We start from the raw sequence: 23,146 nt of genomic DNA, 5'->3' as shown, positions 1-23,146 counted from the left end.
AATATTCGTGGGCCTGCAGGTAGTGACGGATCGCGTGTGTTGTAAGGTCTTATTGGATTGATCTTGCAGCGAAGCGGTTCCAGGAAATAGCTCCTGCATATAGACCGTACCCTAAACCGACACTGGTGGACTGGTAGAGAATACCAAGGCGCTTGAGAGAACTGCGTTGAAGGAACTCGGCAAAATGCACGCGTAACTTCGGAAGAAGCGTGACCTCCATTTAGGCAACTAGGTGGGGGTGGCACAGACCAGGGGGTAGCGACTGTTTACCAAAAACACAGGGCTCTGCGAAGTCGCAAGACGACGTATAGGGTCTGACGCCTGCCCGGTGCTGGAAGGTTAAGAGGAGATGTGCAAGCATTGAATTGAAGCCCCAGTAAACGGCGGCCGTAACTATAACGGTCCTAAGGTAGCGAAATTCCTTGTCGGGTAAGTTCCGACCTGCACGAATGGCGTAACGACTTCCCCGCTGTCTCCAACGCAGACTCAGTGAAATTGAATTCCCCGTGAAGATGCGGGGTTCCTGCGGTTAGACGGAAAGACCCCGTGCACCTTTACTATAGCTTTACACTGGCATTCGTGTCGGCATGTGTAGGATAGGTGGTAGACTTTGAAGCAGTGGCGCCAGCCATTGTGGAGTCATCCTTGAAATACCACCCTTGCCTATATGGATGTCTAACTGCGGCCCGTTATCCGGGTCCAGGACCGTGTATGGTGGGTAGTTTGACTGGGGCGGTCGCTCCTAAAGAGTAACGGAGGCGCGCGATGGTAGGCTCAGAACGGTCGGAAATCGTTCGTCGAGTGCAATGGCATAAGCCTGCCTGACTGCAAGACTGACAAGTCGAGCAGAGACGAAAGTCGGTCATAGTGATCCGGTGGTCCCGCGTGGAAGGGCCATCGCTCAACGGATAAAAGGTACGCCGGGGATAACAGGCTGATGACCCCCAAGAGTCCATATCGACGGGGTTGTTTGGCACCTCGATGTCGACTCATCGCATCCTGGGGCTGGAGCAGGTCCCAAGGGTATGGCTGTTCGCCATTTAAAGCGGTACGTGAGTTGGGTTCAGAACGTCGTGAGACAGTTCGGTCCCTATCTGCCGTGGGTGTAGGAATATTGATAGGATCTGTCCCTAGTACGAGAGGACCGGGATGGACGTATCTCTGGTGGACCTGTTGTCGTGCCAACGGCATAGCAGGGTAGCTATATACGGACGGGATAACCGCTGAAGGCATCTAAGCGGGAAACCCACCTAAAAACGAGTATTCCCTATCAGAGCCGTGGAAGACTACCACGTTGATAGGCCGGGTGTGGAAGTGCGGCAACGCATGTAGCTTACCGGTACTAATAGCTCGATCGACTTGATCACTCCCATTTACAATATCCATCGAACAAACTTCGATGAATTTATAGCGCTCACGCCAGTTTGGCTCCGCCAAACGGCTGCGCGGGCGCGGCCTCCGGCCGGCACACAGTCGTGTGCTTATTGTTTATCAGCGTTTATCGCTGAATTATCTGCACGAAAGACAACCAGCTTCTCATATTTGTGTTCTTCGCCGACCTGGTGGTTATGGCGGAGCGGCTGCACCCGATCCCATTCCGAACTCGGCCGTGAAACGCTCCAGCGCCAATGGTACTTTGTCTTAAGACACGGGAGAGTAGGTCGCTGCCAGGTCTGCCAAGAACACAAATCAAATCATCTTCTCAAATACATACAAAACACCCATAGCGCGGGGTGGAGCAGCCCGGTAGCTCGTCAGGCTCATAACCTGAAGGCCGCAGGTTCAAATCCTGCCCCCGCAACCAAATTCCCACAAAAATACACGAAATCTCTCAAGCATAACCGATGTTCGTATCTTTGCGAGCTGGCTCCGGCTTCTCGCAGAAGATCGTTCGACCTAATATCGATGCACGGAAGCGAGTTCTATACGCACGCACCGCAGCGCGCTCATAACCCCAAGGGTGGGCAGCAAAAAGAAACGATCCAGCGTAACAATCCCCCGACAAACGCAACCAGGCACCAGCCCAAAACCAAATCAAAACCCGCCACAACGCGGGCTTTTTTTGACCAAAGCAGCCGGGGCAGCTGCAAAACTTCTTATTCTCTGTGAACTAGCCCCATTTCGACCGGACAGTCGGCATAAGCAGAAAGGCTCAAGCACAGGCTTATGTCTAACGAGTATCGACACGTTGAATTGCTGACGGGTGATGTCCGCCGCAGGCCGGTGGACAACCGAGCAGAAGCTGACAATTATTGAGCAGAGTTTCGAACCCGGCGAGACGGTGTCTTCCACCGCTCGCCGCCATGGCGTTGGGCCCAATCTGCTTTATCGGTGGCGCAGGCTCTTGAGCGAGGGAGGTGCGGCAGCCGTGGATTCTGAAGGGTCGGTTGTCGGCAACTCGGAAGTGAAGAAGCTGGGAGATCGTGTCCGCGAGCTGGAGCACATGCTTGGTCGCAAGACAATGGAGGTCGAAATCCTCCGCGAAGCCCTTTCCAAAGCGGACTCAAAAAACGGATATCGCAGCCGATCTTGTTGCCGAAGGACGGTTACCGATGAAGACCGTTGCACACACCTGGGGCGCGCGCGCTCACACCTCGCGGATCGGTTGAAAGGTAGATCAAAGCCGCGCGGACACTATCACAAGGCATAGGATGCAGAGCTTTTGCCCATCATTTGCAGGCTGGTCGATCAGAGGCCAACCTATGGCTATCGGCGGATCACCGCGCTCCTCAATCGCGAAAGGTGAGCCGCCGATCAGCCTGTCGTCAACGCCAAACGGGTTCACCGCATCATAGGCAACCACCCGATGTTGCTGGAGAAGCATACGGCCGTTCGCAAGGGCTGCATCCATGATGGCCGGGTCACGGTCATGCGTTCGAACTTGCGCTGGGGTTCCGACGGGTTGGAGTTCGCCTGCTGGAAAGGAGAGGTCATTCGCCTCGCCTTCATCATCGAAGCCTTCGGTCGAGAGATCGTCGCCTGGACCGATGTCCCCAATGCAGGCCTCTCCGGCTCCGACGTGTGCGACGCGATGTTGGAGGCGGTCGAGAAGCGCTTCGACGTAACCCGAGCCTCACATACTATCGAGCATCTCGGACAGTCGCTCGACCTACACAGCACGGGACACGAGATTGTTTGCTCAGGCGCTCAATCTGACACCTTGCTTCATTCCGGTCGCGAGCCGCCAGTCCAACGGTATGTCAGAGGTTTTCGTCAAAGCCCTGAAGAGGGATTTCATCAGCATATCAGCTATACCGGACGCCGAAACAGCGCTCCACCGTAATCGACGGATGGATCGAAGACTGCAACGAAATCCATCGACATTCCGCGCTCAAGATGGCCTCCCCTAGGCAGTTCATCAGGGATAAATCAAAATAGCTGAAATGTCCGATGGAACGGGGCACTCCACCATCAATATAAAGACAATAAGAAAAAGCTCAATTAGCTTGATGATGGTCAAAAAAAATGGTATAAATAATTAAATGATACTTGTATGATTAGAATATTGACTTCCATTTATTTGATACTATTTTGGAGATCACGTAACTATACGCGATTATATCTGAAGTTTATGAAATATATGGGGGGGCCAAAACAAAAATATTTAACGATGATCTCTTCATCAATTCTTGGGTCAATTTTTCAAAGCGCAGTTTTTGGGCAATAAGTATGAGCACAAATTATCAAACGTTTGTATGGGACGCCGATGCGGATCAAGTTTATGATCCTGCAGTCTATGGAAATAACCAAATTATTATTGGGCCGCATCGCGACTCGTTCGACAAAAGCAGAACAAGTTTTGAAATGCGTGGTAATTCCACGTCGTCCATTTGCCTGCTATCGGCTCGGTCGAAGATAAAGTGGATACAGAATGGAGAAGAGAATACTCCGCTTTTCCTCATCAATGAAGGAGATGTAAGATTTCGGTTGAACAGTTCTGAAGTAGAAGATTCTTTTAATGATTTTCTCGGTGAAGTTGAAATTATATATACATCAGATACGAGAATAATAATTAACGGTGGAACATTTCAAATCGCTGAATTGAAGTCATTAGTTTACAATAATAGTTCGATACCAGATGCGAGGGCTATTATCGACGTTTCTAACGGTGGTCAGTTTGATTTGAGGGCTCAACGATTTGTGCCCGGTGCTTTGACGATCAATGTCCACGACCGCGCGGCTGTACAGATTGAAGCGGAAAGCCCACACAGCAAATGCCCGATTGATTTCACCGGGGACGACAGTTCCCGTCCAAAACCAGGTTTATTCAATTTCATCTCGGACAAATATGACGGTGGATTAATCTATATCAGTGGTATGAATCCGATATATTTTGCCGCACTTAAAGACCATATCGTTGCTATAGATGGTAATCCCATTGGGGCCGATGAATTTGAGAAGAGGATAAGATATACTTATAGAGCGGACAACCCGATTGTAACAATGCAGTTGATCAGCTGAAGCCTTTCGCATTTATCGTGTTGTGCGCGATGGGAGATTTTCCGTAAGCTTGTAGAGCAGCAGTTTCGACGGCTGCAAAAGCGTTCTACGTCCCAGCCTTCACTTCCGCCACAAGCGGAGCATTGGGAGCAAGTGCATTGCTCGATGGGGCGGCTTCTGTCGATTGCGATACACAAGCCGCTTCCCCTTGAAGTTCGTGGGCGTCGATATGCATCGATGAGTTCTTTTTCCATCCGCCGTGAAAATAAAGGACCGTCGCCATCAGCAGGGTTGATACCATTGCAGCTGGAAAACTCAGCCAGAGCGCATCGGAACCAAACTGTTCACGCAGACCAATGGCGACACCGAGACGCACCGGGTACATGGATACGAAGAGAATGATGAGCGGCCAGATAACCTGGCCGTTCGCTCTTACAGTTCCGAAAAGAACCATCGATACGCCGAAGGCGATGAAACCCCAGGTCGCGATCTGCCCGATGTGCTGGCCGATCGTGATTGCCGGACTGTCCGCGCCGAGAAATATCTGCATGGCCTGTCGATCCGCGAGAAGCAGCAGCACAACCAGGGCTCCCGTCATCAGAACTGCATAAATCGCCCCTATACGCGTTATCGAACTCACGCGATCCCATTTTCCCGCACCGATATTCTGGGCAGCCATGGCGCTGACAGCGGCGCCAAGCGCCATTGCCGGCATCTGCACATAAGTCCAGAGCTGCTGCGTAGCGCCAAACGCGGCTGTCGTATCGACCCCCTCCTGATTGACCAGCCGCATCATGGTCAGCATCGAACTGGAAACCACAATCATCTGGACGCCCATTGGCAGTCCTTTGGTGAAGATCAGCCGCAGTAATTCCCGGTCCGGAACTAGAAGCCATAATTCCTCGCCGCGCAGGCGCAAAGGCAGATCACGGTAGTAGATATAATAAAGCATCGCTGCGAGGCTTATGTAATTGGCGGCAGCCGTCGCCAAGGCAGACCCTGCGATACCGAGTGCGGGCAGCGGCCCCCAGCCCAGAATGAAAAGGGGATTGAGCGCTATATCCAAAAGAACGGCCATTCCCATGAATATGAGCGGGGTCATGGCGTCGCCGCTGCCGCGCAATGCCATCATCAATGTCGTCTGCATCAAAATCGCCGGCATGGCGAGGAACGTAACTTGCAGAAACGCGCGCGCCAGCGGTTCAATTGCTTCAGGCGTTCCGAGCAGATCCAACACCTTTGGGGCGAGTAGCCAGCCGATGATGGCGACGACAATGCTAAGCGGCACGAAAGTACCAACAGTGGTGCCCGCTATTGCGCGCGCTGTCTCGACATCACGCCGCCCGAATGCCTGTCCGATCAGGATCGTCGATGCCATGCCGAAACCGAAGACAAAGGCAGTTAGCAGAAACATGACCAGGTTGCCGTTTGTCGTCGCTGCAAGTGCATTCTCGCCCAGCAACTGGCCGATCCAGATCGTATCGATCGAACCGTTGGCTGATTGCAATATGGAAGAGCCAAGCGTCGGCAACGCAAAAAGCAGCAAAGCCTGATTGATCGGGGCGGTTGTCAGGTCGATGCTTTGTTTCATGAGACCTCGTCATCGGAATGTTTTGTTGTGAAAGAATTGCCTAAATGAAACTGGATGTTCGTCCCCGTTACCGGAAACCTAAATGGTTGTACTCCGGAGTGATGTTGGCAGTTTGCACACCACACGTAAAGTCACGGAAAAGAGTATCGGATGTGACGCAAAGCGATGGTACGACCGTTTTATGCCATTCCCACTAATCAAAAGATTGCTAATATGGTCATGAAAGCATGGAGGGGCTCTATCCATGAAAGGTCTGGCAAATGAGGCATTGCAAGATGCCGATAAGAATGAGGGTGATCTACATCCTGCTCACGCGGGGTGTCAGCCATCACAACTGAACCCGGGCGATCACGCCTGTGCAGGCGAAGAGCAGCTCAATTGGCTCGTCGCAATGATCAATCACGTGCCAGATTTCATCTATGCCAAGGACCTGCAGGGTCGGTTCCTGTTTGCCAATGATGCTGTGGTTCGCAACAACGGACTATCGGACATCAGAGATCTGGTCGGACTGACCGACTTCGAAATTCATGGTGAAGCTGCGATCACTGCTCGCATTTCCGAAATCGAAAAGCAGGTCATGGAAAGCGGCCAGCCGGATCTCGGTTATGAAGAACGCGCCATGCGCGGCGGAGCTGATCGCTGGCTCATGATCTCGCGCGTGCCTTTGCGCGATAGAAGCGGCAATATTATCGGCGTCGTGGGTGTGTCTCGTGACATTTCCATCAAGAAAAGGGCTGAACGCTTCATGCAGGTTCAGGCCCGTATTCTGGAAATGACGGTAAGCGCGGTTGCCATACCGGAATTTGTCGATCAGCTGGCACATTTGCTGGAAGATATTACAGCTGGTGCTCACTGTGTTGCCATGCTTACCGGGGAAACGACTGACGAAGTCGTCATATCCGCGCCTTCGCTGCCTCAACTGGTGACCGGTTTGAGAGGTGGGCTTGAATCGATTTCGGCCGCGAGTCTCGAAGTGGTGTTGAGGACATTGCTTCCAGACAGCCAAACCATATTCTGCATCGAGATTCCGTCTGCGGACGCTGAGGGGCACGGTTTTCTAGGCTTGGTGGCCGATGTTGACGCTTCGAAAGACCTTGATCTCAGGGAGTTTTTCACTACTGCAGCGAGGCTGACCGGCATTGCCATAGACAGGCGCATTGCCGATGAGCGCATCCGCTATCTGGCCGAACACGATACGCTGACGGGACTGGCGAACAGGGCCTTCCTGGAGCGAAGGCTCGACGAGATTCTCCAACAGGCAGCTTCCGGATCTCGGAGGGTGGCTGTTGGCTTTCTCGATCTGGATCAGTTCAAACCGGTCAACGATACGCTCGGCCATGCAGCGGGAGACAAGCTCCTGCAACAGATTGCCGAACGGATTTCGGTGCTCCTGCGCGACGGTGAACTAGCCGGTCGCATGGGAGGCGATGAATTCATTCTGGTTTTGCAGGCGGATGAAGGTGATTTTTGCTCCCGGCTGGACGAGATCAGGCGGAAGATCAGCGAGCCGGTCGAACTGGACGGGGCATGTCTGGAAGTCACCTGCAGTATCGGCGTCGCCTGTTTCCCGAGACATGGCGGGGCGGCGGGGGAACTCTTGGCGGCTGCGGATGCGGCCATGTATGATGCCAAGGCGAAAGGGCGTAATGGCCTCAGTGTCTATTCCGGCGAAATGTCGCGCGGGCCCGCTACAGGCGGGAGCGGCCAGTCATAGTTGTTGCATGATGTTCAACTCAGCTTGGCTTTGACGAACACGTCATAGCGCGTGCTTTTGCCGAGTATCTGGTGGGAAGGTTTGCGCAATCCGGCCATTGGGTCGGCACGCAGGGGCCATTTCAGCACCACGCGGTTCTGCGCGGCTTCCAGCGCCACTTGCATCAGTCTTTCAGCATCCGGATCTGTGCCGACGATCTCGCGGATTTGCCGCATTTCCTTTTTGACGAGCGCACTGTTACCGCGCGGAGGGTGCATCGGGTCAACCAGCACGACCTGCGGCTTCAGATCCGGCAGGAGCAAGCTGGAATCACCCAGCAGAAGTGTCATGCGCGCGACAGTCTCGGCATAGCGACCGCCTTCTGCAGCAGCGCGCGCCAGCCCTTCGGCGAGAAGAGCGTGCATCTTTTCGGAACGCTCGATCAAAGTTACCTTTGCACCCAGCGATGCCAGCAGAAATGCGTCGCGTCCGAGCCCCGCTGTCGCATCCACGATTTCTGGCGTGGCATCGCGCGTCAGACCGGCGGCCTTGGCGAGAGCCTGTCCGCGTCCTTCGCCGGAGCGAAACCGGTGGCCGACAGCGCCTCCGACGAAATCAACGACCAGTTCCGATGTATCGATTTTCTGCGACATGGATGCTCTCAGAAGGGGCAGGGCGCGGTAAAGTTCACGGAACGACCATCGGGATGCTGGAAAGACAATTCTTCCGCGTGCAGCAGAAGGCGATCTGCAGCAGCCAGCGCTTCACCTTCGGCATAGAATTCGTCGCCAAGGATCACGTGGCCGAGCGCTTTCATATGTACACGCAGCTGGTGCGTGCGCCCTGTGAGGGGATGAAGCCGCAGACGCGTTGTGTTCTCGTCCCGATCCAGAACCCGCCAGCGGGTTTGTGCTGGTTTGCCATTTTCACGGTCGACACGATGACGCGGTTTGTTGTCGGGGTCTATGGCTAGAGGCAGGTCGATCAGCCCTTCGTCATCTTCAACAAGCCCCCAGACCACTGCAACGTAGGATTTTTGCGTCGTCCGCGCCTCAAACTGCGAGGCGATGGCAGCATGTGCCTTGCGGTTGAGCGACATCAGCACAAGGCCCGACGTGTCCTTGTCGAGACGGTTGATCATCTGGGCTTGCGGAAACTGTTCCTGAACGCGTGTTGCGAGACTGTCCGACAATGCGGGGTGACGCCCCGGTACGGATAAGAGGCCACTTGGCTTATCCAGCACGAGAAAGCCTGCATCGCGATGAAGGATCGAGAGGTAGGGTTCCAGCGGAGGGTGATAGACGGGAGCAACGGCGGATAACACAGTCATGATACGCTTCTAGCATGGTTTACGTGTCGCGGAGAAGCGGCCCTTTGTTGACAGCACGTCCGGGTCGCTCTACCGTATATAAAGATGCTCTAAAATACGTTTTTTCCCTTTTATTTTCATGGTGATACGATGATGACCCGCCGCCAAACCTTGTTGGGTGCTGCCGCTGCTGCCGTTGCTATGTCTATGCAGTCACAGAGAGGGCAGGCTGAAGGTCAATCGGCTCGTTCTGCCGGTTTTTGGTATCCGGAAGAAACAGAGCCGCATGAACGTACTTTCATGCAATGGCCGGTGAATCCGGCGGTCTATGACGATCCTGATTTTCTGGATGACATTCAGAAAACGATCGCGAAAATCGCCAACACCATTGCTGAATTCGAGCCGGTCGTGATGCTGGCGGCGGCACAGCACCACCGCGCAGTTCGCAAGCTGGTGTCGCGCAATGTGGAATTATGGGACATTCCGACCGATGATTTGTGGTGTCGCGATTCCGGTCCCTCCTTTGTCGTGGATGGCAAGGGTGGTCTCGCCGTCACGCAGTTCAACTTCAACGGTTGGGGCAACAAGCAGACCCATGGGGCAGACGGTCAGATCGCCGCGCGGATAGCCGAGCGGATGGGGGTGCAGGTTTTCGATACAGGGCTGGTGGGTGAAGCGGGCGGTGTTGAAACCGACGGCCATGGCACGCTGATCGCTCATGAAAGCACCTTCGTCAATGGCAATCGCAATCGGGGCAGCAAAGCTGAAATCGAGAAGATGCTGCTGGATACGATGGGCGCCCGCAAGATGATCTGGGCGCCCGGAATCATTGGTGCCGATATCACCGATTATCATATCGATGCGCTTGCCCGTTTTGTTAAGCCGGGACAGCTGGTAATCCAGATGGGAGATAAGATCGATCCCGACGATCCCTGGTCGGCTGCTGCCTTCGAAACGCACGACATTCTGGCCGCAGCCACCGATGCCGAGGGTCGCAAACTCGATATGGTTATTCTGCCGGAGCCTTATAATATCCGCTCGAAAAGCCACGATTTCGTGTCTTCCTATGTCAATTACTACGTTTGTAACGGCGCGGTGATAGCTGCCGAGTTCGGGGATCGTAAAGCCGATGAACGGGCTGCCGCTATTCTTGCCAAACTGTATCCCGGTCGGGAGATTGTTACATTGAATATCGATCCGGTGGGTGAGGTTGGCGGCGGTATCCATTGTGCCACCCATGAGCAACCCAAGGTCTGAACATGTGGAACTGGTTGCGGCGTAATACTGAACCGTTAGCCGCTCTGGGCGGGATTGCTACAGCCTTTGCCGCGCTCTCGGCGCTGGTTATTATTCCCTATCAGGTCGGTCAGGCCGATCTCATTCAGCGCGACCAGACAGCGCGCGAAATATATCGCGAGTTTCTGAATCTGACGGTGCAAAAGCCCGAGCTGGCCCAGGCCGACTATTGTGCGCTGAGAGGCACGACGCAGCTCACCGCCTATGGGGCATATGTCGAATATCTGCTTTATACATCTGAACAGATGATCGAAACCTCGCCTGACTGGCGTGCGCCGATGGCCGGATATTTGAATGATCACATGGAATATCTGTGCGATCCCGAGGGGCTGGGCGCACGTGATGGTGTAGCTGGTTTGCTGGCGCAGGCTGGACTGGTCTGCAAGCCCGAGAATACCTGTCAGGAAGACACACAGCCTTGAAGTGATATGGCGGAGAGGGTGGGATTCGAACCCACGGTGGAGTTACCCCCACGCCGCATTTCGAGTGCGGTACTTTCGACCACTCAGCCACCTCTCCGCATTGTGCACTACGGTAAAACGATCTATAAAAATCGCGCCGTTGAAAAGCATCTAAAGCGAATGCTAAGTGTGTAGCGGCTCATTAACGAGCCAGAGGCAATTAGACAAGACCTAATTTGCATTCCGTTGTGAAAATTCTTGACTTTTCTGCCGCTTCACACCTATAAGCACCAGACCTTAGGCGTGGGGTAATCCGCGCCTATTGTTTTGATTGCAGATTTCGGACTTTTCCGGGCTGCGATCAGGGGCCAAAAGCCCGCTCATCAACCGACTGATAAAAAGACGGCCCATCACTTCGACGCCAATGTCGTGGAAATGAGAGCCGGACCGAACAACCGAAAGGACAACAAATGTTCGCAGTCATCAAGACCGGTGGCAAGCAGTATCGCGTTGCCGCAAACGACCTCATCAAGGTCGAAAAAGTTGCTGGCGAAGCCGGTGACATCGTAGAATTCGCAGAAGTTCTGATGGTCGGCTCGACCATTGGCGCCCCGACCGTCGCCGGTGCTATTGTCACCGCCGAAGTCGTCGAACAGGGCCGTGCCCGCAAGGTCATCGCGTTCAAGAAGCGTCGTCGTCAGAATTCGAAGCGCACCCGCGGTCATCGTCAGGAACTGACGACCATCCGTATCTCGGAGATCCTCACCGACGGCGCAAAGCCTTCCAAGAAGGCCGCCGAGAAGAAGGCTCCGAAGGCAGCGCCTAAGAAGGCAGCAGCCAAGGCCGAGTCGGCTGAGTAAGTAGAGAGATTAAAGGAGAACACCAATGGCACACAAAAAAGCTGGCGGTTCCTCGCGTAACGGTCGCGATTCAGAATCCAAACGCCTTGGCGTGAAGAAGTTCGGCGGCGAAGCTGTGCTCGCCGGCAACATCATCGTGCGTCAACGCGGCACGAAGTGGCATCCGGGCGCCAATGTTGGCCTCGGCAAGGACCACACGATTTTTGCAACCACGAACGGTTCTGTATCTTTCCGTACGAAAGCCAACGGCCGCACGTACGTATCGGTAGACCCGATCGCGGAAGCAGCAGAGTAAGCCGGGCACTCTCTAAAGCACCGGCGTCCCATCGGACCCGGTGCAAATGGCAGCCTAGCCAAAAGATCGAAGGGAAGATGGGGCCACCATCTTCCCTTTTTGCATCTGGAGGAACGAAAAATGGTTGTCGAAGTTCTGGAAGAAGATTGTTACGACGCAAGCAGTAGCGAAAGAAGAGACAGTTACACCGATCTGTCGCCCGGCCAGGCTGTCGGCTTGGCGACCAGTCTGGCTGATGATCTGAGCCCCGATCTGGCTTATGAACTAGACTGTCCTGTCCTCGTCACTGAAAGGCTGGTCCTGCGCCCGCCGCATGTCGAAGACGTGGATGCGATTTCCTATCTTGCCAATAACGCCCGCGTCTCCGGTATGCTTGCCCGCATGCCGCATCCATACACGCGTGAAAATGCGGTCGATTTTGTCGAACGCGTGCGAAAAGGCGAGATGGGCAATTGCATCTACGCCATCACGCAAGCGGAAACCGGCATCTTTATGGGCTGCTGCGGCATTCATGCGCATAAGCATGGCGAGGGGCTGGAAATCGGCTACTGGCTGGGTGAGCCCTATTGGGGGCACGGCTTTGCCACCGAGGCCGCTCACGCCCTGATCGATCTGGCTTTCCGTGCAACTGCCATCGAGCGGCTGCATGTCTCGTGCCGGGCCAGCAATGGCGGCTCCCGCCGGGTGATCCACAAGTGCGGGTTCCAGTTCAGCAGCATGGGCATGGCGGATTCGCTTGCCGCAGGCAATGTGCCGGTCGAGCGCTATGTCCTTGATCGTCGCACCTGGATCGGGCTGAGAAGCTGGCAGTCGTAAACAAAAGGTCCTGCGTGCCAAACCTTGTAGGCCGCAGGACCAATAATAACGGGGAATGAAATGATGGATACTCATGCAATCGCACGCGAGAAGATCGTGGTGCGTGCGCTCGAAAAGGGCGATCTGCATCGCTATCGAGCCATAAGATTAAGCGCTTTGCAGCGTGCGCCAATGGCCTTCGGTTCGAGTTTCGAAGAAGAGAATGCCTATTCGGACAGCGTGTTCGCACGTCGTCTGGAGCAGGTGGACGGTAATGTGGTTTTCGGTGCCTTCGACGGTGAAAACCTGCTGGGAACGGCTGGCCTTTTCCGCCACGACCGCAAGTCCGAGCGCCATCGCGGCACGCTCTGGGGTGTCTATGTGGCCCCCGAAGCGCGCGGGCTGGACTTGGGCAAGGCCCTCGTCAGCAAGGTCATCGACCATGCCGCAAAGCAGGTCGTCGTTCTGGATGCCAAGGTGGTGGCCACGAATGAAGCCGCCAAGCGCGTCTATTATGCGCTTGGTTTCAAGACTTTCGGTGTCGAACCCAAGTCACTTTACGTGCAGGGCCAATATCTGGATCAGGAATTGATCTATATCGATTTCACCGATCCGGTCTGGAAAGACAAACTCGGATGAAATCTGGCCTCCTCGACTGTTTGCAGGAGGCCGCTTTTGCTGTAATTGCAACACACCACATGCGGGCACAGGCCCGCATGTAACAATATTCAGGGCGTCTGCCGCCCAAAAGCCCGCCAGAGTGTGGGCATCCAAGAAGGTTACGTTCAGATGAAGTTTCTCGATCAGGCAAAGATCTACATCCGCTCCGGCAATGGCGGTGCGGGGGCGGTTTCGTTCCGCCGCGAGAAATTTCTCGAATTCGGCGGTCCCGATGGCGGTGATGGTGGACGCGGCGGCGATGTCTGGGTGGAGGCTGTAAACGGCCTCAACACGCTGATCGACTATCGCTATCAGCAGCATTTCCGGGCCAAGACCGGCATGCATGGCATGGGCCGCAATATGACCGGCGGCAAGGGCGACGACGTTATTCTCAAGGTGCCGGTCGGCACGCAGATTTTCGAGGAAGACGACGAAACGCTGATCTGCGATATCACCGAAATCGGCCAGCGCTACCGGCTGGCCAAGGGCGGCAATGGTGGCTTCGGCAATCTGCATTTCACGACCTCGACCAATCGCGCGCCGCGCCGCGCCAATCCCGGACAGGAAGGCATCGAGCGCACCATCTGGCTGCGCCTGAAACTGATCGCCGATGCTGGTCTGGTCGGTCTGCCCAATGCCGGAAAATCCACCTTCCTTGCAAGTGTGACAGCTGCCAAGCCGAAGATTGCCGATTATCCATTCACCACGCTGCATCCCAATCTGGGCGTCGCCCGCGTGGATGGCCGCGAATTCGTCATCGCCGATATTCCGGGCTTGATCGAAGGTGCGAGTGAAGGCGTCGGTCTTGGCGACCGTTTCCTCGGCCATGTCGAGCGCACGCGCGTTCTGCTGCATCTGGTTTCGGCGCAGGAAGAAGATGTCGCCAAGGCCTATCACGTCATTCGTGGTGAGCTTGAGGCCTATGAACACGGGCTTGCCGACAAGCCGGAAATCGTTGCGCTGTCGCAGATCGATACGCTCGATCCTGAAGCGCGCAAGGCCAAGGTCAAGGCGCTGAAAAAGGCATGTGGGCGCGACCCGCTGCTGCTTTCAGCCGTCAGCCATGAAGGTCTGAACGATGCTCTGCGCCAGCTCGCAAGCGTCATCGACCAGAGCCGCGCCGCAGAGGCCGGTACGGCGGAAGCCGAAGAATAAGCGTCGGATTTTATTTGGGCACGCATCTTGTCCGAAAACCGTTTCACACTTTTCGGGATGCGCTTTGGATGCGGCGAGGGGAATGAAAGCATGCTGAAGCAACTGAAAAACTATCGCCGCATCGTTGTTAAAATCGGGTCCGCTCTTCTGGTGGATCGAGCAGCCGGTCTCAAGCGGGACTGGCTGGAAAGCCTCGGGCAGGACATTGCCGCTCTGCATCATGCAGGCGTCGAAGTGCTGGTGGTTTCTTCCGGTGCTATTGCACTTGGACGCACGGTTCTGGGGCTGCCGAAGAAGGCGCTGAAACTTGAGGAAAGTCAGGCCGCCGCCGCCGCAGGTCAGATCGCGCTCGCCAAGGCCTATGCCGATGTGCTTGGCGGTCATTCCATCCGTTCAGGCCAGATTCTCGTCACGCTGTCCGACACCGAGGAGCGCCGCCGCTATCTCAACGCGCGCGCGACCATCGAGACGCTGTTGAAGCTGAAGGCCGTGCCGGTCATCAACGAGAACGATACGGTGGCAACCACCGAAATTCGTTATGGTGACAATGATCGTCTGGCCGCACGTGTGGCGACCATGATGGGCGCGGACCTGCTTGTCCTGCTGTCGGATATTGACGGGCTTTATACGGCCCCGCCACACAAGAACCCGGACGCCGAGTTTCTGCCGCTGGTCGAAACCATCACCCCGCAGATCGAGGCCATGGCGGGAGCGGCGGCGTCGGAACTGTCGCGCGGCGGCATGAAGACGAAGCTCGACGCGGGCAAGATCGCCAATGCGGCAGGGACCGCGATGATCATCACATCGGGCACGCGTTTCGGCCCGCTTTCGGCAATCGATCGCGGTGAACGCGCGACACTGTTTGAACCGGCGCGTGCGCCGGTCAATGCCTGGAAAACCTGGATTTCCGGCAATCTTGAACCGGCTGGCCGTTTGACGGTGGATGCCGGTGCAGCCAGGGCACTGAAATCCGGCAAGTCGCTTTTGCCCGCAGGCGTCAGGGAAATCGACGGCCAGTTCGAGCGCGGCGATACGGTTGCGGTGATCAACGAGGACGGACGCGAAATCGCGCGCGGACTGATCGCTTATGATGCCGAGGATGCGCGCAAGATCGCAGGGCATAAAAGCGATGAGATCAGTGAAATTCTTGGCTATGATGCTCGCGCGGCGATGATCCATCGCAACGATCTGGTTGTGCGTGCTGCCAGCAATGCAGAAGTCGCATAGGGGAGATGGGATGCTGACCAAGGCAGAAACGGTAAACGATATTGCTGCAGTCATGGCGGAAGTGGGCCGCAAGGCGCGCGCTGCCGCAGCCCCTCTTTCCATCGCTACCACTGAACAGAAGAACAGGGCGCTGATTGCTGCCGCCGATGCGATGCTTGAAGCGCGTGGCGATATTCTTGAAGCCAACAAGCTTGATCTGGCCAATGCGGAAAAGAGCGGCATGGCAGCCTCTTTCGTTGACCGGCTGACGCTCGATGACAGCCGGATCAGTGCGATTGCCGACGGTATCCGTGCTATCGCAGCCCTGCCTGATCCGGTGGGCGAAGTGATTGCCGAATGGGATCGTCCGAACGGGCTCCATATCGAGCGTGTGCGCACGCCGCTCGGTGTGATCGGCGTCATTTATGAAAGCCGCCCCAATGTGACTGCGGATGCCGGTGCGCTGTGCCTCAAGGCAGGCAATGCCGTTATCCTGCGTGGCGGTTCGGATTCGGCGCATTCGTCGGCTGCCATTCATAAGGCGCTGGTCAGGGGGCTCGAAGCAGCCAGCCTGCCAGCCGATGCGATCCAGATCGTGCCAGTGACCGACCGTGCCGCTGTTGGCGAAATGCTGAAAGGTCTGGACGGTGCGATTGATGTGATCGTGCCGCGTGGTGGAAAAAGCCTTGTTGCGCGCGTTCAGTCGGAAGCGCGGGTGCCGGTCTTCGCGCATCTGGAAGGCATTTGCCATCTTTATATCGACAAGTCCGCCGATCTCGACATGGCCCGCAAGATTGCGGTCGATGCCAAGATGCGGCGCACCGGCATTTGCGGCGCGGCGGAAACGCTTCTGGTCGATCGTGCCGCAGCTGCGATGCATCTAGTGCCGATCCTTGAAGACTTGGCTGCCAAGGGTTGTGAAATTCGCGGGAGTGCGGACGTGCTGGCGCTCTATCCGGCAGCAAAGCCTGCAACCGAAGAGGACTGGTCGACCGAATATCTCGACGCGATCATTTCCGTTGCGCTGGTTGACGGTATTTCGGGCGCGATTGAGCACATCAACCGCTATTCCTCGCACCATACGGAAGCCGTCGTGGCTGAGGATGCGGCAGCGGTTGCGCGCTTCTTCAACGAGATCGACTCGGCCATTCTCCTGCACAATGCCTCGACGCAATTTGCCGATGGCGGCGAGTTCGGCATGGGCGCGGAAATCGGCATTGCTACCGGCAAGATGCATGCGCGTGGACCGGTCGGTGTGGAGCAGCTGACCTCGTTCAAATATCGCGTTCGCGGTGACGGTCAGATTCGTGGTTAGGTTCGAATGAAATTCGGCTTCGGGCTTTCCGCATTGAGGGAACAATATCCTGGTGTCGATGCGCATTATCTGCGCATGCCTTATGTCGAGAAGGGCATGGCGGTCGGGCTGTTTGGCGGCTCGTTCAACCGCCGCATGGCGGGCACGCGCTGGTGGCGGAAATCGCAATCCGGCGGCTCAAGCTCGACCAGCTCTGGTGGATGGTGACGCCCGGCAATCCGCTGAAAGACAGTCGCGAACTGGCGCCGCTTGCCGACCGATTGAAACTGAGCGAGGAAATCGCATCCGATCCGCGCATCAAGGTGACGGCGCTCGAGGCAGCCTTCAACGTGCGTTATACGGCGGATACGCTGGCGCTTATCCGCGATGCCAATCCCGGCGTCCATTTCGTCTGGGTGATGGGGGCGGACAATCTTGCCTCCTTCCATCGCTGGCAGCGCTGGCGCGAGATCGCGCAGAATTTTCCGATTGCGGTTATCGACCGGCCGGGTTCGACGCTGGCCTATCTGTCGTCACGCATGGCGCAGACATTCTCCGACAGTCGCGTCGATGAACAATATGCGCCGATGCTGGCGCGTCGCACACCTCCGGCCTGGACCTTCATCCATGGACCGCGTTCGTCGCTCTCATCCAGCGCGATCCGCAAATCCCGTACATGATCTTGATGCTTTCATGACGATTTCGACAAGATATATGCAAAACGGGCGAATAAACTGAAAAAGTGAACGGTTTGGAAAAGCCGATAGTCTTGAAACAAAACAGGGACTCTGCCTATTTTAGGGAGTGTGGTGCTTATAACTGCCACACGGCGTTGTTCTGCTGAGAAAGGGAATACACTGAGAACAGCAATTGAGAAGAAGGCTCATCACGCGCCTTCAACGGTCAGGATGGACGAGTCCAATCTCGTGTCCCAGACCTTCGACGCGGCCTTGGCCAGTCTCGAAAACTCCAAGGCAGAATCCATCATCCCCATCGACATTCGCGGAAGATCAACGATCGGCGATTATATGATCGTCGCGTCGGGCCGTTCGCATCGTCATGTGACGGCGGTTGCCGACCATCTCCTGCAGGCCCTGCGTGAAGCAGGCTGCAAGGATATACGGGTCGAAGGTCTCGAGAGTGGCGACTGGGTTCTCATCGACACCGGCGACATCATCGTCCATGTCTTCCGACCGGAAGTCCGTGACTTCTACAATCTCGAGAAGATCTGGCTCGACGAGGGTTTTGACGCGTTCGACACCGAACGTGCGCCGGGATTGGTGCATTAGAGCATTTTCGAGCCAAAACTGCGAAGCGGTTTTGCGTTGGATAATGCGCGAAAAAAGAAGATTAAAGCGTGAAACGCTTTAGTTCGATGAATTGAGAGCGTCATGCGTGTGAGTGTTTTTGCCGTGGGCCGGATGAAAGCCGGCCCCGAACGGGAGCTGGTCGAGCGTTATTTCGACCGATTTTCGAAAGCTGGACCGCCATTGGGGCTTGAATTCGCCGGTGTGAGCGAAATTCCCGAAAGCCGGGGCCAGACGGCAGAGTTGCGCAAGGCCGAAGAAGCCCAGCGCATTCATGAAGCTCTCGATAATGGAGCTGCCTTGATCCTTCTCGACGAGCGCGGCAAGGCGCTCGGATCCGAAGCTTTTGCGGATCGCATCGGGCGGATGCGGGACGACGGCAAGCGCCAGCTCATCGTCGCCATTGGCGGGCCGGACGGCCACGATCCGGCATTGCGATCACGTGCCGACCTCGTTCTGGCGCTGGGCGAATTGACCTGGCCGCACCAGATCGCCCGCATCCTGATTGCCGAGCAGCTTTATCGCGCCGCCACCATTCTGGCAGGCCACCCTTATCACAGGTCCTGATATGGGGGCTGGTTGTAGACTGCGCCCCTCAGTGTGAAACTCTTGCCGCTTTCGGGAATGAGAACGGTAAGGCCATCTGCTGCTTGCCGGGTGATCTCCAGACCGGCCTTAGCAAGAGTTTCAACGATGAAGGCGCGGTCGGAACGCTTTGCCGCCACGATATGCTCGCAAATATAGGTATGGACATAGCCGCGCCCTTCGCGCCAATCCTCCGTCATCGTTTTCAGTGCTTTTGCATTCATGACGACCGGTTTATCGTGCGAAGGCCGGTTTAACCAGCGATCCGTTATCGGCGGTATTTATGGTTGATGGTTCGTTAACGGGTTCAGTCTAGTTTCGGCTCTGAATTTGGCCTTGTTTCGTCCTGATAGAACACGCATGAGTCCTGAACGCCTTTTCAAAAGACCACGATTGCTTGCTTTCATGCAGGCTGGCCTCGTTTTGGCTGGCGTGTTCGCCTGCGCGCCGTCGGTTCTTGCGCAGGAAGCCTTGCAGCAGCAGCGTGATCAGGCGGCGAGCGAATATGAGAAGCTCAGCAGCGAACTCACCGTCACCGGCGACAAGCTGAAACAGCTTGAAGACGAGGTGGCCGGGCTCAAGAAGGACCAGACGACCATCACCGCAGCGCTGATCCAGTCGGCCAAGACTGACAAGAAGCTGCAGCAGGATATTGCCGATATTGCCGACAAGCTTACCGCGCTGCGCGAGCAGGAAGATGGCATTCGCTCGTCGCTGCGCGCACGGCGCGGCGTTCTGGCGGAGGTGCTGGCCGCATTGCAGCGCATGGGGCTGAACCCGCCGCCTGCCATTCTGGTGCGGCCCGACGATGCTCTGGCTTCAGTGCGCAGCGCCGTGCTTCTTGGCGCTGTCGTGCCTGAAATGCGTGAGCAGGTGGAAGAACTGACGGGCGACCTGAAGGATATGCAGCGGGTCACTGCCTCCATCCGGCAAGAGCAGGAAAAGCTGAAGGCGACGCGCACGGTTCAGGCCGAAGAGCAGAAACGGCAATCACTTCTTCTTGAGGAGAAGAAGAAATTGCAGTCGCAATCGGAACAGGAAATCGATGCGCAGCGCAAGCGTTCGGAAGAATTGGCGGCCAAGGCAGGCAGCCTGAAAGACCTTATCGACGGGCTCGATAAGCAGATGGCGGGCGTGCGCGATGCAGCCGAATCCGCTCGCAATGCCGAGGCGGATCGCCTTGCCGCAGCAAGGGAAAAAGCCGGAGAAGCAACGCCGAACGACAATCATCTGCGAGCCCAGATTGATTTTGCTTCGCTACAAGGCAAGCTCGCTTTGCCTGCAGCTGGCAAGACGATGCGCCGCTTCGGCGAGAAGGACGGTGTCGGCGGCAGCATGATGGGGCAGGTCGTTGAAACCTTGCCTTCTGCCACGATTACGTCACCTTCCGATGGCGTGATACTTTACGCAGGCACATTCCGTTCTTACGGGCAGCTCTTGATACTCGACGCGGGCAATGGATATCATGTCGTCATGGCTGGCATGGGTCGAATCGACGTATCGCAAGGCCAGTTTGTACTTGCGGGAGAGCCGGTCGGCGCGATGGGAGAAAAACTTCTGGCAAGTGTTGCACCGATAGAGGTGGGCAATGGTGCGCCATTGCTTTACATTGAATTTCGAAAGGATGGAAAACCCGTCGATCCCGCCCCTTGGTGGACCGAACGGCTTTCTGGAAGGACGTGAAAATGATACGTAAACTATCGCTGCTGTTCGCCGGGGCCCTTCTGGGGGCGTCAGCCATGGTGATGGTCCAGGGCGCGCCGGCTTCCACTGCTTTTGCGGCAGGGAAAGATAGCGATGTCTACAAGGAACTGGCCCTTTTTGGTGATATTTTCGAACGGGTGCGCGCGCAATATGTGACGCCGCCGGACGACAAGAAGCTGACCGAAAGCGCGATCAACGGCATGTTGACCTCGCTCGATCCCCATTCCTCCTATCTCAACCCGGAAGCCGCGCAGGACATGCGCGTGCAGACCAAGGGTGAGTTTGGCGGTCTTGGCATCGAAGTGACGATGGACAACGATCTCGTGAAGGTCATCGCGCCGATTGACGATACGCCCGCTTCCAAGGCCGGTGTGCTGGCAGGCGATCTCATCACCAAGATTGACGGGCAGGAAGTTCGCGGTCTTTCGCTGACCGATGCGGTCGACAAGATGCGCGGTGAAATCGGTTCGTCTATCGAGCTGACGATCCAGCGCCAGGGCGTCGACAAGCCGATCACGCTGAAGATCGCACGCGCTGTCATCAAGGTGAAAGCCGTTCGCTATCGCGTCGAGAACGATATCGGCTATCTGCGCGTCATCTCGTTCACCGAACAGACATCCGAAGACCTCAAGAAGGCGATCAAGGATATTCAGGACAAGATTCCGGCCGAAAAGCTCAAGGGCTTTGTGCTAGATCTTCGCCTCAATCCGGGTGGTCTGCTCGATCAGGCTGTGGCTGTTTCCGACGCCTTCCTCGACAAGGGTGAAGTCGTCTCGACCCGTGGTCGCGATCCGCAGGATGTGACCCGTTTCGATGCACGCAAGGGCGACCTGACCGACGGCAAGCCGGTCATCGTTCTCATCAATGGCGGTTCGGCCAGCGCGTCGGAAATCGTTGCCGGTGCATTGCAGGATCATCGCCGCGCCACGGTGCTCGGCACGCAGTCCTTCGGCAAGGGTTCGGTGCAGACGATCATTCCGCTTGGTGAAAACGGCTCGCTGCGTCTGACGACGGCGCTTTATTATACGCCGTCGGGCAAGTCGATTCAGGGCAAGGGCATCACGCCTGACATCAAGGTTGACCAGCCTTTGCCGCCGGAACTGAAGGGTGAGGACGTCGTTCGCGGCGAATCCGAACTCAAGGGCCACATCAAGGGCAATGCCGAGGATGACAATGGCTCCGGTTCGTCGGCTTATGTCCCGGCTGATCCGAAGGACGACATCCAGCTCAACGAAGCCTTCAAGCTCCTGCGTGGTGAGGTGGCCAATGCCGCATTCCCGCCGGATCCGAAGAAGGGTGTGTTGAACTGATCGCTCCATGCTGGATCTGAACAGCCCGTTAGGACTGGATAAGAAACCGCAAAAGCGCGGGGGCTCACGCTCCCGCGCTTTTCGTTCGTTCGTGACAGGCCTTGTCATTTTAGGCGGGCTTTGCCTTGCCGGGGGCGCGGTGTTCGCCATCTGGCAGAGCAATCAGGCAGCTTTTCGCAAAACCGAAACTGCCGCCGTGGACACGACGCAAGTCGAAGTGCCAGTCGCCAACAAGACTGAAGCCAAGCCCGTAACCGGCAATACACCGCCGCCCGGCAGTGCGCTGCGCGGGGCAAGTGGTCAGCCGGGGCCTGCCATCATCAAGGTCACACCGGACATGCCGCCCGGTATGCCAGGTGCCGCCACCGGTATGGCGGAGGGTAATGTGGTCGTGGTGCAGAACACGCATCAATCCGGACAGGATAAGCGTGTCGCCCATCTGCCGGAACAGGCGCTGGTCGAGCAAAGCCCCACCGGCCCGCTGCCGGTACGCGGGGCGGATGGTCTGCGCCCCATGGATGCCTATGCAGCCGGATGGTCCGGCGCGCGGGGCGCGCGGATTGCGCTTGTCATCGGCGGACTTGGGCTGTCACAGACCGGCAGCATGGAGGCAGTCGACAAGCTTCCGCCGGAAGTCACGCTCGGATTTGCGCCGCAGGGCAACAGTTTGCAGCGCTGGATGCAGGCGGCCCGGCAAAACGGTCACGAACTTGTGCTGCAATTGCCGATGGAGCCTTTCGACTATCCGCGCGTCAATCCCGGTCGCAATACGCTGACGGTGGATGATGGTGCCAGCAAGAACCAGGCTTCCTTGCTGTGGGCGCTGTCGCGGATGACCAATTATGCCGGTGTGATGAATTATATGGGCGCGCGTTTTACATCCGAGACGGAAGCCTTTTCGCCGGTGCTGAGCGAGATCGGAAAGCGCGGCCTGTATTATCTCGATGACGGCACCTCGGCGCGCAGTCAGGCTGACCGGATTGCAGGAAGCGATGCGGTGCCTTTCGCGGCGGCGGATATTCTGATCGATGCGGCGCAGGAGCGCGGCGCGATCCTCGACCGTCTCGATGAACTGGAGCGGACTGCGCGTGCCAATGGCAGCGCCATCGGCACCGGCTCGTCCTTTGCGGTGACCGTCGATGCAGTTGCCGAATGGGCCAATGAGGTCAAGAAGCGCGGCATTGAAATCGTGCCGGTCTCGGCGCTGGTCCGCGACCCCGAACGGCAATAATTTGCACATCATGG

Annotated in this window: 20 protein-coding genes, 2 tRNA genes, 2 rRNA genes and 2 pseudogenes (1 of these 26 only partly in view); 21 read left to right on the top strand and 5 right to left on the bottom strand. The window is 56.5% G+C overall.

Annotated elements, in window-relative coordinates; all coding sequences use genetic code 11:
* From LJ361_RS21415 to LJ361_RS21395, 5 genes and pseudogenes are all read left to right on the top strand, one after another.
* Positions 1-1,367 (top strand): 23S ribosomal RNA (locus LJ361_RS21415) (it extends 1,444 nt beyond the left edge of the window).
* Positions 1,368-1,558: 191 nt separating this feature from the next.
* Positions 1,559-1,673: ribosomal RNA gene (gene rrf / locus LJ361_RS21410) — 5S ribosomal RNA — on the top strand.
* Positions 1,674-1,727: 54 nt separating this feature from the next.
* Positions 1,728-1,804, top strand: a tRNA-Met gene (locus tag LJ361_RS21405).
* A gap of 362 nt (positions 1,805-2,166) precedes the next feature.
* Positions 2,167-3,378, top strand: a pseudogene (locus LJ361_RS21400) (IS3 family transposase).
* 291 nt (positions 3,379-3,669) lie between these two features.
* Positions 3,670-4,461 carry a hypothetical protein gene (locus LJ361_RS21395; protein WP_010661528.1) on the top strand — a complete coding sequence of 264 codons (792 nt, stop codon included), beginning with the start codon at positions 3,670-3,672 and terminating at the stop codon, positions 4,459-4,461.
* A gap of 85 nt (positions 4,462-4,546) precedes the next feature.
* Here LJ361_RS21395 and LJ361_RS21390 read toward each other — a convergent pair whose 3' ends face one another.
* A complete protein-coding gene (locus tag LJ361_RS21390; protein ID WP_010661527.1) occupies positions 4,547-6,031 on the bottom strand; it encodes an MATE family efflux transporter in 1,485 nt (494 codons plus the stop codon).
* Between the two features lie 244 nt (positions 6,032-6,275).
* Here LJ361_RS21390 and LJ361_RS21385 point away from each other — a divergent pair, with 244 nt between their 5' ends.
* Positions 6,276-7,745 carry a diguanylate cyclase domain-containing protein gene (locus LJ361_RS21385; RefSeq protein ID WP_264812275.1) on the top strand — a complete coding sequence of 490 codons (1,470 nt, stop codon included), beginning with the start codon at positions 6,276-6,278 and terminating at the stop codon, positions 7,743-7,745.
* Between the two features lie 14 nt (positions 7,746-7,759).
* Here LJ361_RS21385 and LJ361_RS21380 read toward each other — a convergent pair whose 3' ends face one another.
* A complete protein-coding gene (locus tag LJ361_RS21380) occupies positions 7,760-8,377 on the bottom strand; it encodes a class I SAM-dependent methyltransferase (RefSeq protein ID WP_010661525.1) in 618 nt (205 codons plus the stop codon).
* A gap of 8 nt (positions 8,378-8,385) precedes the next feature.
* On the bottom strand, positions 8,386-9,054 hold the full coding sequence (locus tag LJ361_RS21375) for a pseudouridine synthase (protein ID WP_036564089.1): 669 nt from the start codon (positions 9,052-9,054) through the stop codon (positions 8,386-8,388).
* 129 nt (positions 9,055-9,183) lie between these two features.
* Between LJ361_RS21375 and LJ361_RS21370 the strand changes: the two genes are divergently transcribed.
* Both LJ361_RS21370 and LJ361_RS21365 read left to right on the top strand, forming a co-directional pair.
* Positions 9,184-10,290 (top strand): agmatine/peptidylarginine deiminase, encoded by a 1,107-nt coding sequence (locus tag LJ361_RS21370; protein WP_029376292.1) that lies wholly within the window; start codon positions 9,184-9,186, stop codon positions 10,288-10,290.
* 2 nt (positions 10,291-10,292) lie between these two features.
* Positions 10,293-10,751: a hypothetical protein gene (locus LJ361_RS21365; RefSeq protein WP_010661522.1), complete on the top strand. Its 459-nt coding sequence runs from the start codon at positions 10,293-10,295 to the stop codon at positions 10,749-10,751.
* Positions 10,752-10,758: 7 nt separating this feature from the next.
* Here LJ361_RS21365 and LJ361_RS21360 read toward each other — a convergent pair.
* Positions 10,759-10,848, bottom strand: a tRNA-Ser gene (locus LJ361_RS21360).
* A 352-nt stretch (positions 10,849-11,200) separates the two neighbouring features.
* On the opposite strand from LJ361_RS21360, the gene rplU reads away from it, so the two are divergent.
* From rplU to rlmH, 10 genes and pseudogenes are all read left to right on the top strand, one after another.
* On the top strand, positions 11,201-11,590 hold the full coding sequence (gene rplU / locus LJ361_RS21355) for a 50S ribosomal protein L21 (protein ID WP_010661521.1): 390 nt from the start codon (positions 11,201-11,203) through the stop codon (positions 11,588-11,590).
* Between the two features lie 25 nt (positions 11,591-11,615).
* The gene (gene rpmA, locus LJ361_RS21350; RefSeq protein WP_010661520.1) at positions 11,616-11,885 is read left to right on the top strand and encodes a 50S ribosomal protein L27; all 270 of its coding nucleotides are present in this window, start codon (positions 11,616-11,618) and stop codon (positions 11,883-11,885) included.
* 120 nt (positions 11,886-12,005) lie between these two features.
* Positions 12,006-12,701 carry a GNAT family N-acetyltransferase gene (locus tag LJ361_RS21345; protein WP_010661519.1) on the top strand — a complete coding sequence of 232 codons (696 nt, stop codon included), beginning with the start codon at positions 12,006-12,008 and terminating at the stop codon, positions 12,699-12,701.
* A 60-nt stretch (positions 12,702-12,761) separates the two neighbouring features.
* The gene (locus tag LJ361_RS21340; RefSeq protein ID WP_012091221.1) at positions 12,762-13,319 is read left to right on the top strand and encodes a GNAT family N-acetyltransferase; all 558 of its coding nucleotides are present in this window, start codon (positions 12,762-12,764) and stop codon (positions 13,317-13,319) included.
* A 150-nt stretch (positions 13,320-13,469) separates the two neighbouring features.
* The gene (gene obgE / locus LJ361_RS21335; RefSeq protein ID WP_010661517.1) at positions 13,470-14,495 is read left to right on the top strand and encodes a GTPase ObgE; all 1,026 of its coding nucleotides are present in this window, start codon (positions 13,470-13,472) and stop codon (positions 14,493-14,495) included.
* Positions 14,496-14,585: 90 nt separating this feature from the next.
* Complete coding sequence (proB, locus tag LJ361_RS21330) at positions 14,586-15,722, top strand: glutamate 5-kinase (protein WP_010661516.1); 1,137 nt, start codon at positions 14,586-14,588, stop codon at positions 15,720-15,722.
* Between the two features lie 10 nt (positions 15,723-15,732).
* A complete protein-coding gene (locus LJ361_RS21325; RefSeq protein ID WP_010661515.1) occupies positions 15,733-17,016 on the top strand; it encodes a glutamate-5-semialdehyde dehydrogenase in 1,284 nt (427 codons plus the stop codon).
* Positions 17,017-17,022: 6 nt separating this feature from the next.
* Positions 17,023-17,675: pseudogene (locus tag LJ361_RS21320) on the top strand (nicotinate-nucleotide adenylyltransferase).
* Positions 17,676-17,903: 228 nt separating this feature from the next.
* A complete protein-coding gene (rsfS, locus tag LJ361_RS21315; protein ID WP_010661513.1) occupies positions 17,904-18,284 on the top strand; it encodes a ribosome silencing factor in 381 nt (126 codons plus the stop codon).
* Positions 18,285-18,386: 102 nt separating this feature from the next.
* Positions 18,387-18,869, top strand: a complete 483-nt coding sequence (rlmH, locus tag LJ361_RS21310; protein ID WP_010661512.1) for a 23S rRNA (pseudouridine(1915)-N(3))-methyltransferase RlmH — start codon at positions 18,387-18,389, stop codon at positions 18,867-18,869.
* Here rlmH and LJ361_RS21305 read toward each other — a convergent pair.
* The gene (locus LJ361_RS21305) at positions 18,857-19,111 is read right to left on the bottom strand and encodes a hypothetical protein (protein WP_010661511.1); all 255 of its coding nucleotides are present in this window, start codon (positions 19,109-19,111) and stop codon (positions 18,857-18,859) included. The two genes, rlmH and LJ361_RS21305, sit on opposite strands and share 13 nt — an antisense overlap.
* 136 nt (positions 19,112-19,247) lie before the next feature.
* On the opposite strand from LJ361_RS21305, the gene LJ361_RS21300 reads away from it, so the two are divergent.
* The 3 genes from LJ361_RS21300 to LJ361_RS21290 are packed head-to-tail and all read left to right on the top strand — an operon-like array spanning position 19,248 to position 23,132.
* The gene (locus LJ361_RS21300) at positions 19,248-20,570 is read left to right on the top strand and encodes a murein hydrolase activator EnvC family protein (RefSeq protein WP_264812271.1); all 1,323 of its coding nucleotides are present in this window, start codon (positions 19,248-19,250) and stop codon (positions 20,568-20,570) included.
* 2 nt (positions 20,571-20,572) lie between these two features.
* A complete protein-coding gene (locus LJ361_RS21295; protein ID WP_010661509.1) occupies positions 20,573-21,901 on the top strand; it encodes a S41 family peptidase in 1,329 nt (442 codons plus the stop codon).
* A 7-nt stretch (positions 21,902-21,908) separates the two neighbouring features.
* The gene (locus LJ361_RS21290) at positions 21,909-23,132 is read left to right on the top strand and encodes a divergent polysaccharide deacetylase family protein (RefSeq protein WP_010661508.1); all 1,224 of its coding nucleotides are present in this window, start codon (positions 21,909-21,911) and stop codon (positions 23,130-23,132) included.
* Positions 23,133-23,146 lie beyond the last annotated feature (14 nt).

Source organism: Brucella sp. JSBI001 (assembly GCF_026014005.1).
Lineage (GTDB): Bacteria > Pseudomonadota > Alphaproteobacteria > Rhizobiales > Rhizobiaceae > Brucella > Brucella anthropi.
This window is presented reverse-complemented; position numbering and strand designations above follow the sequence as displayed.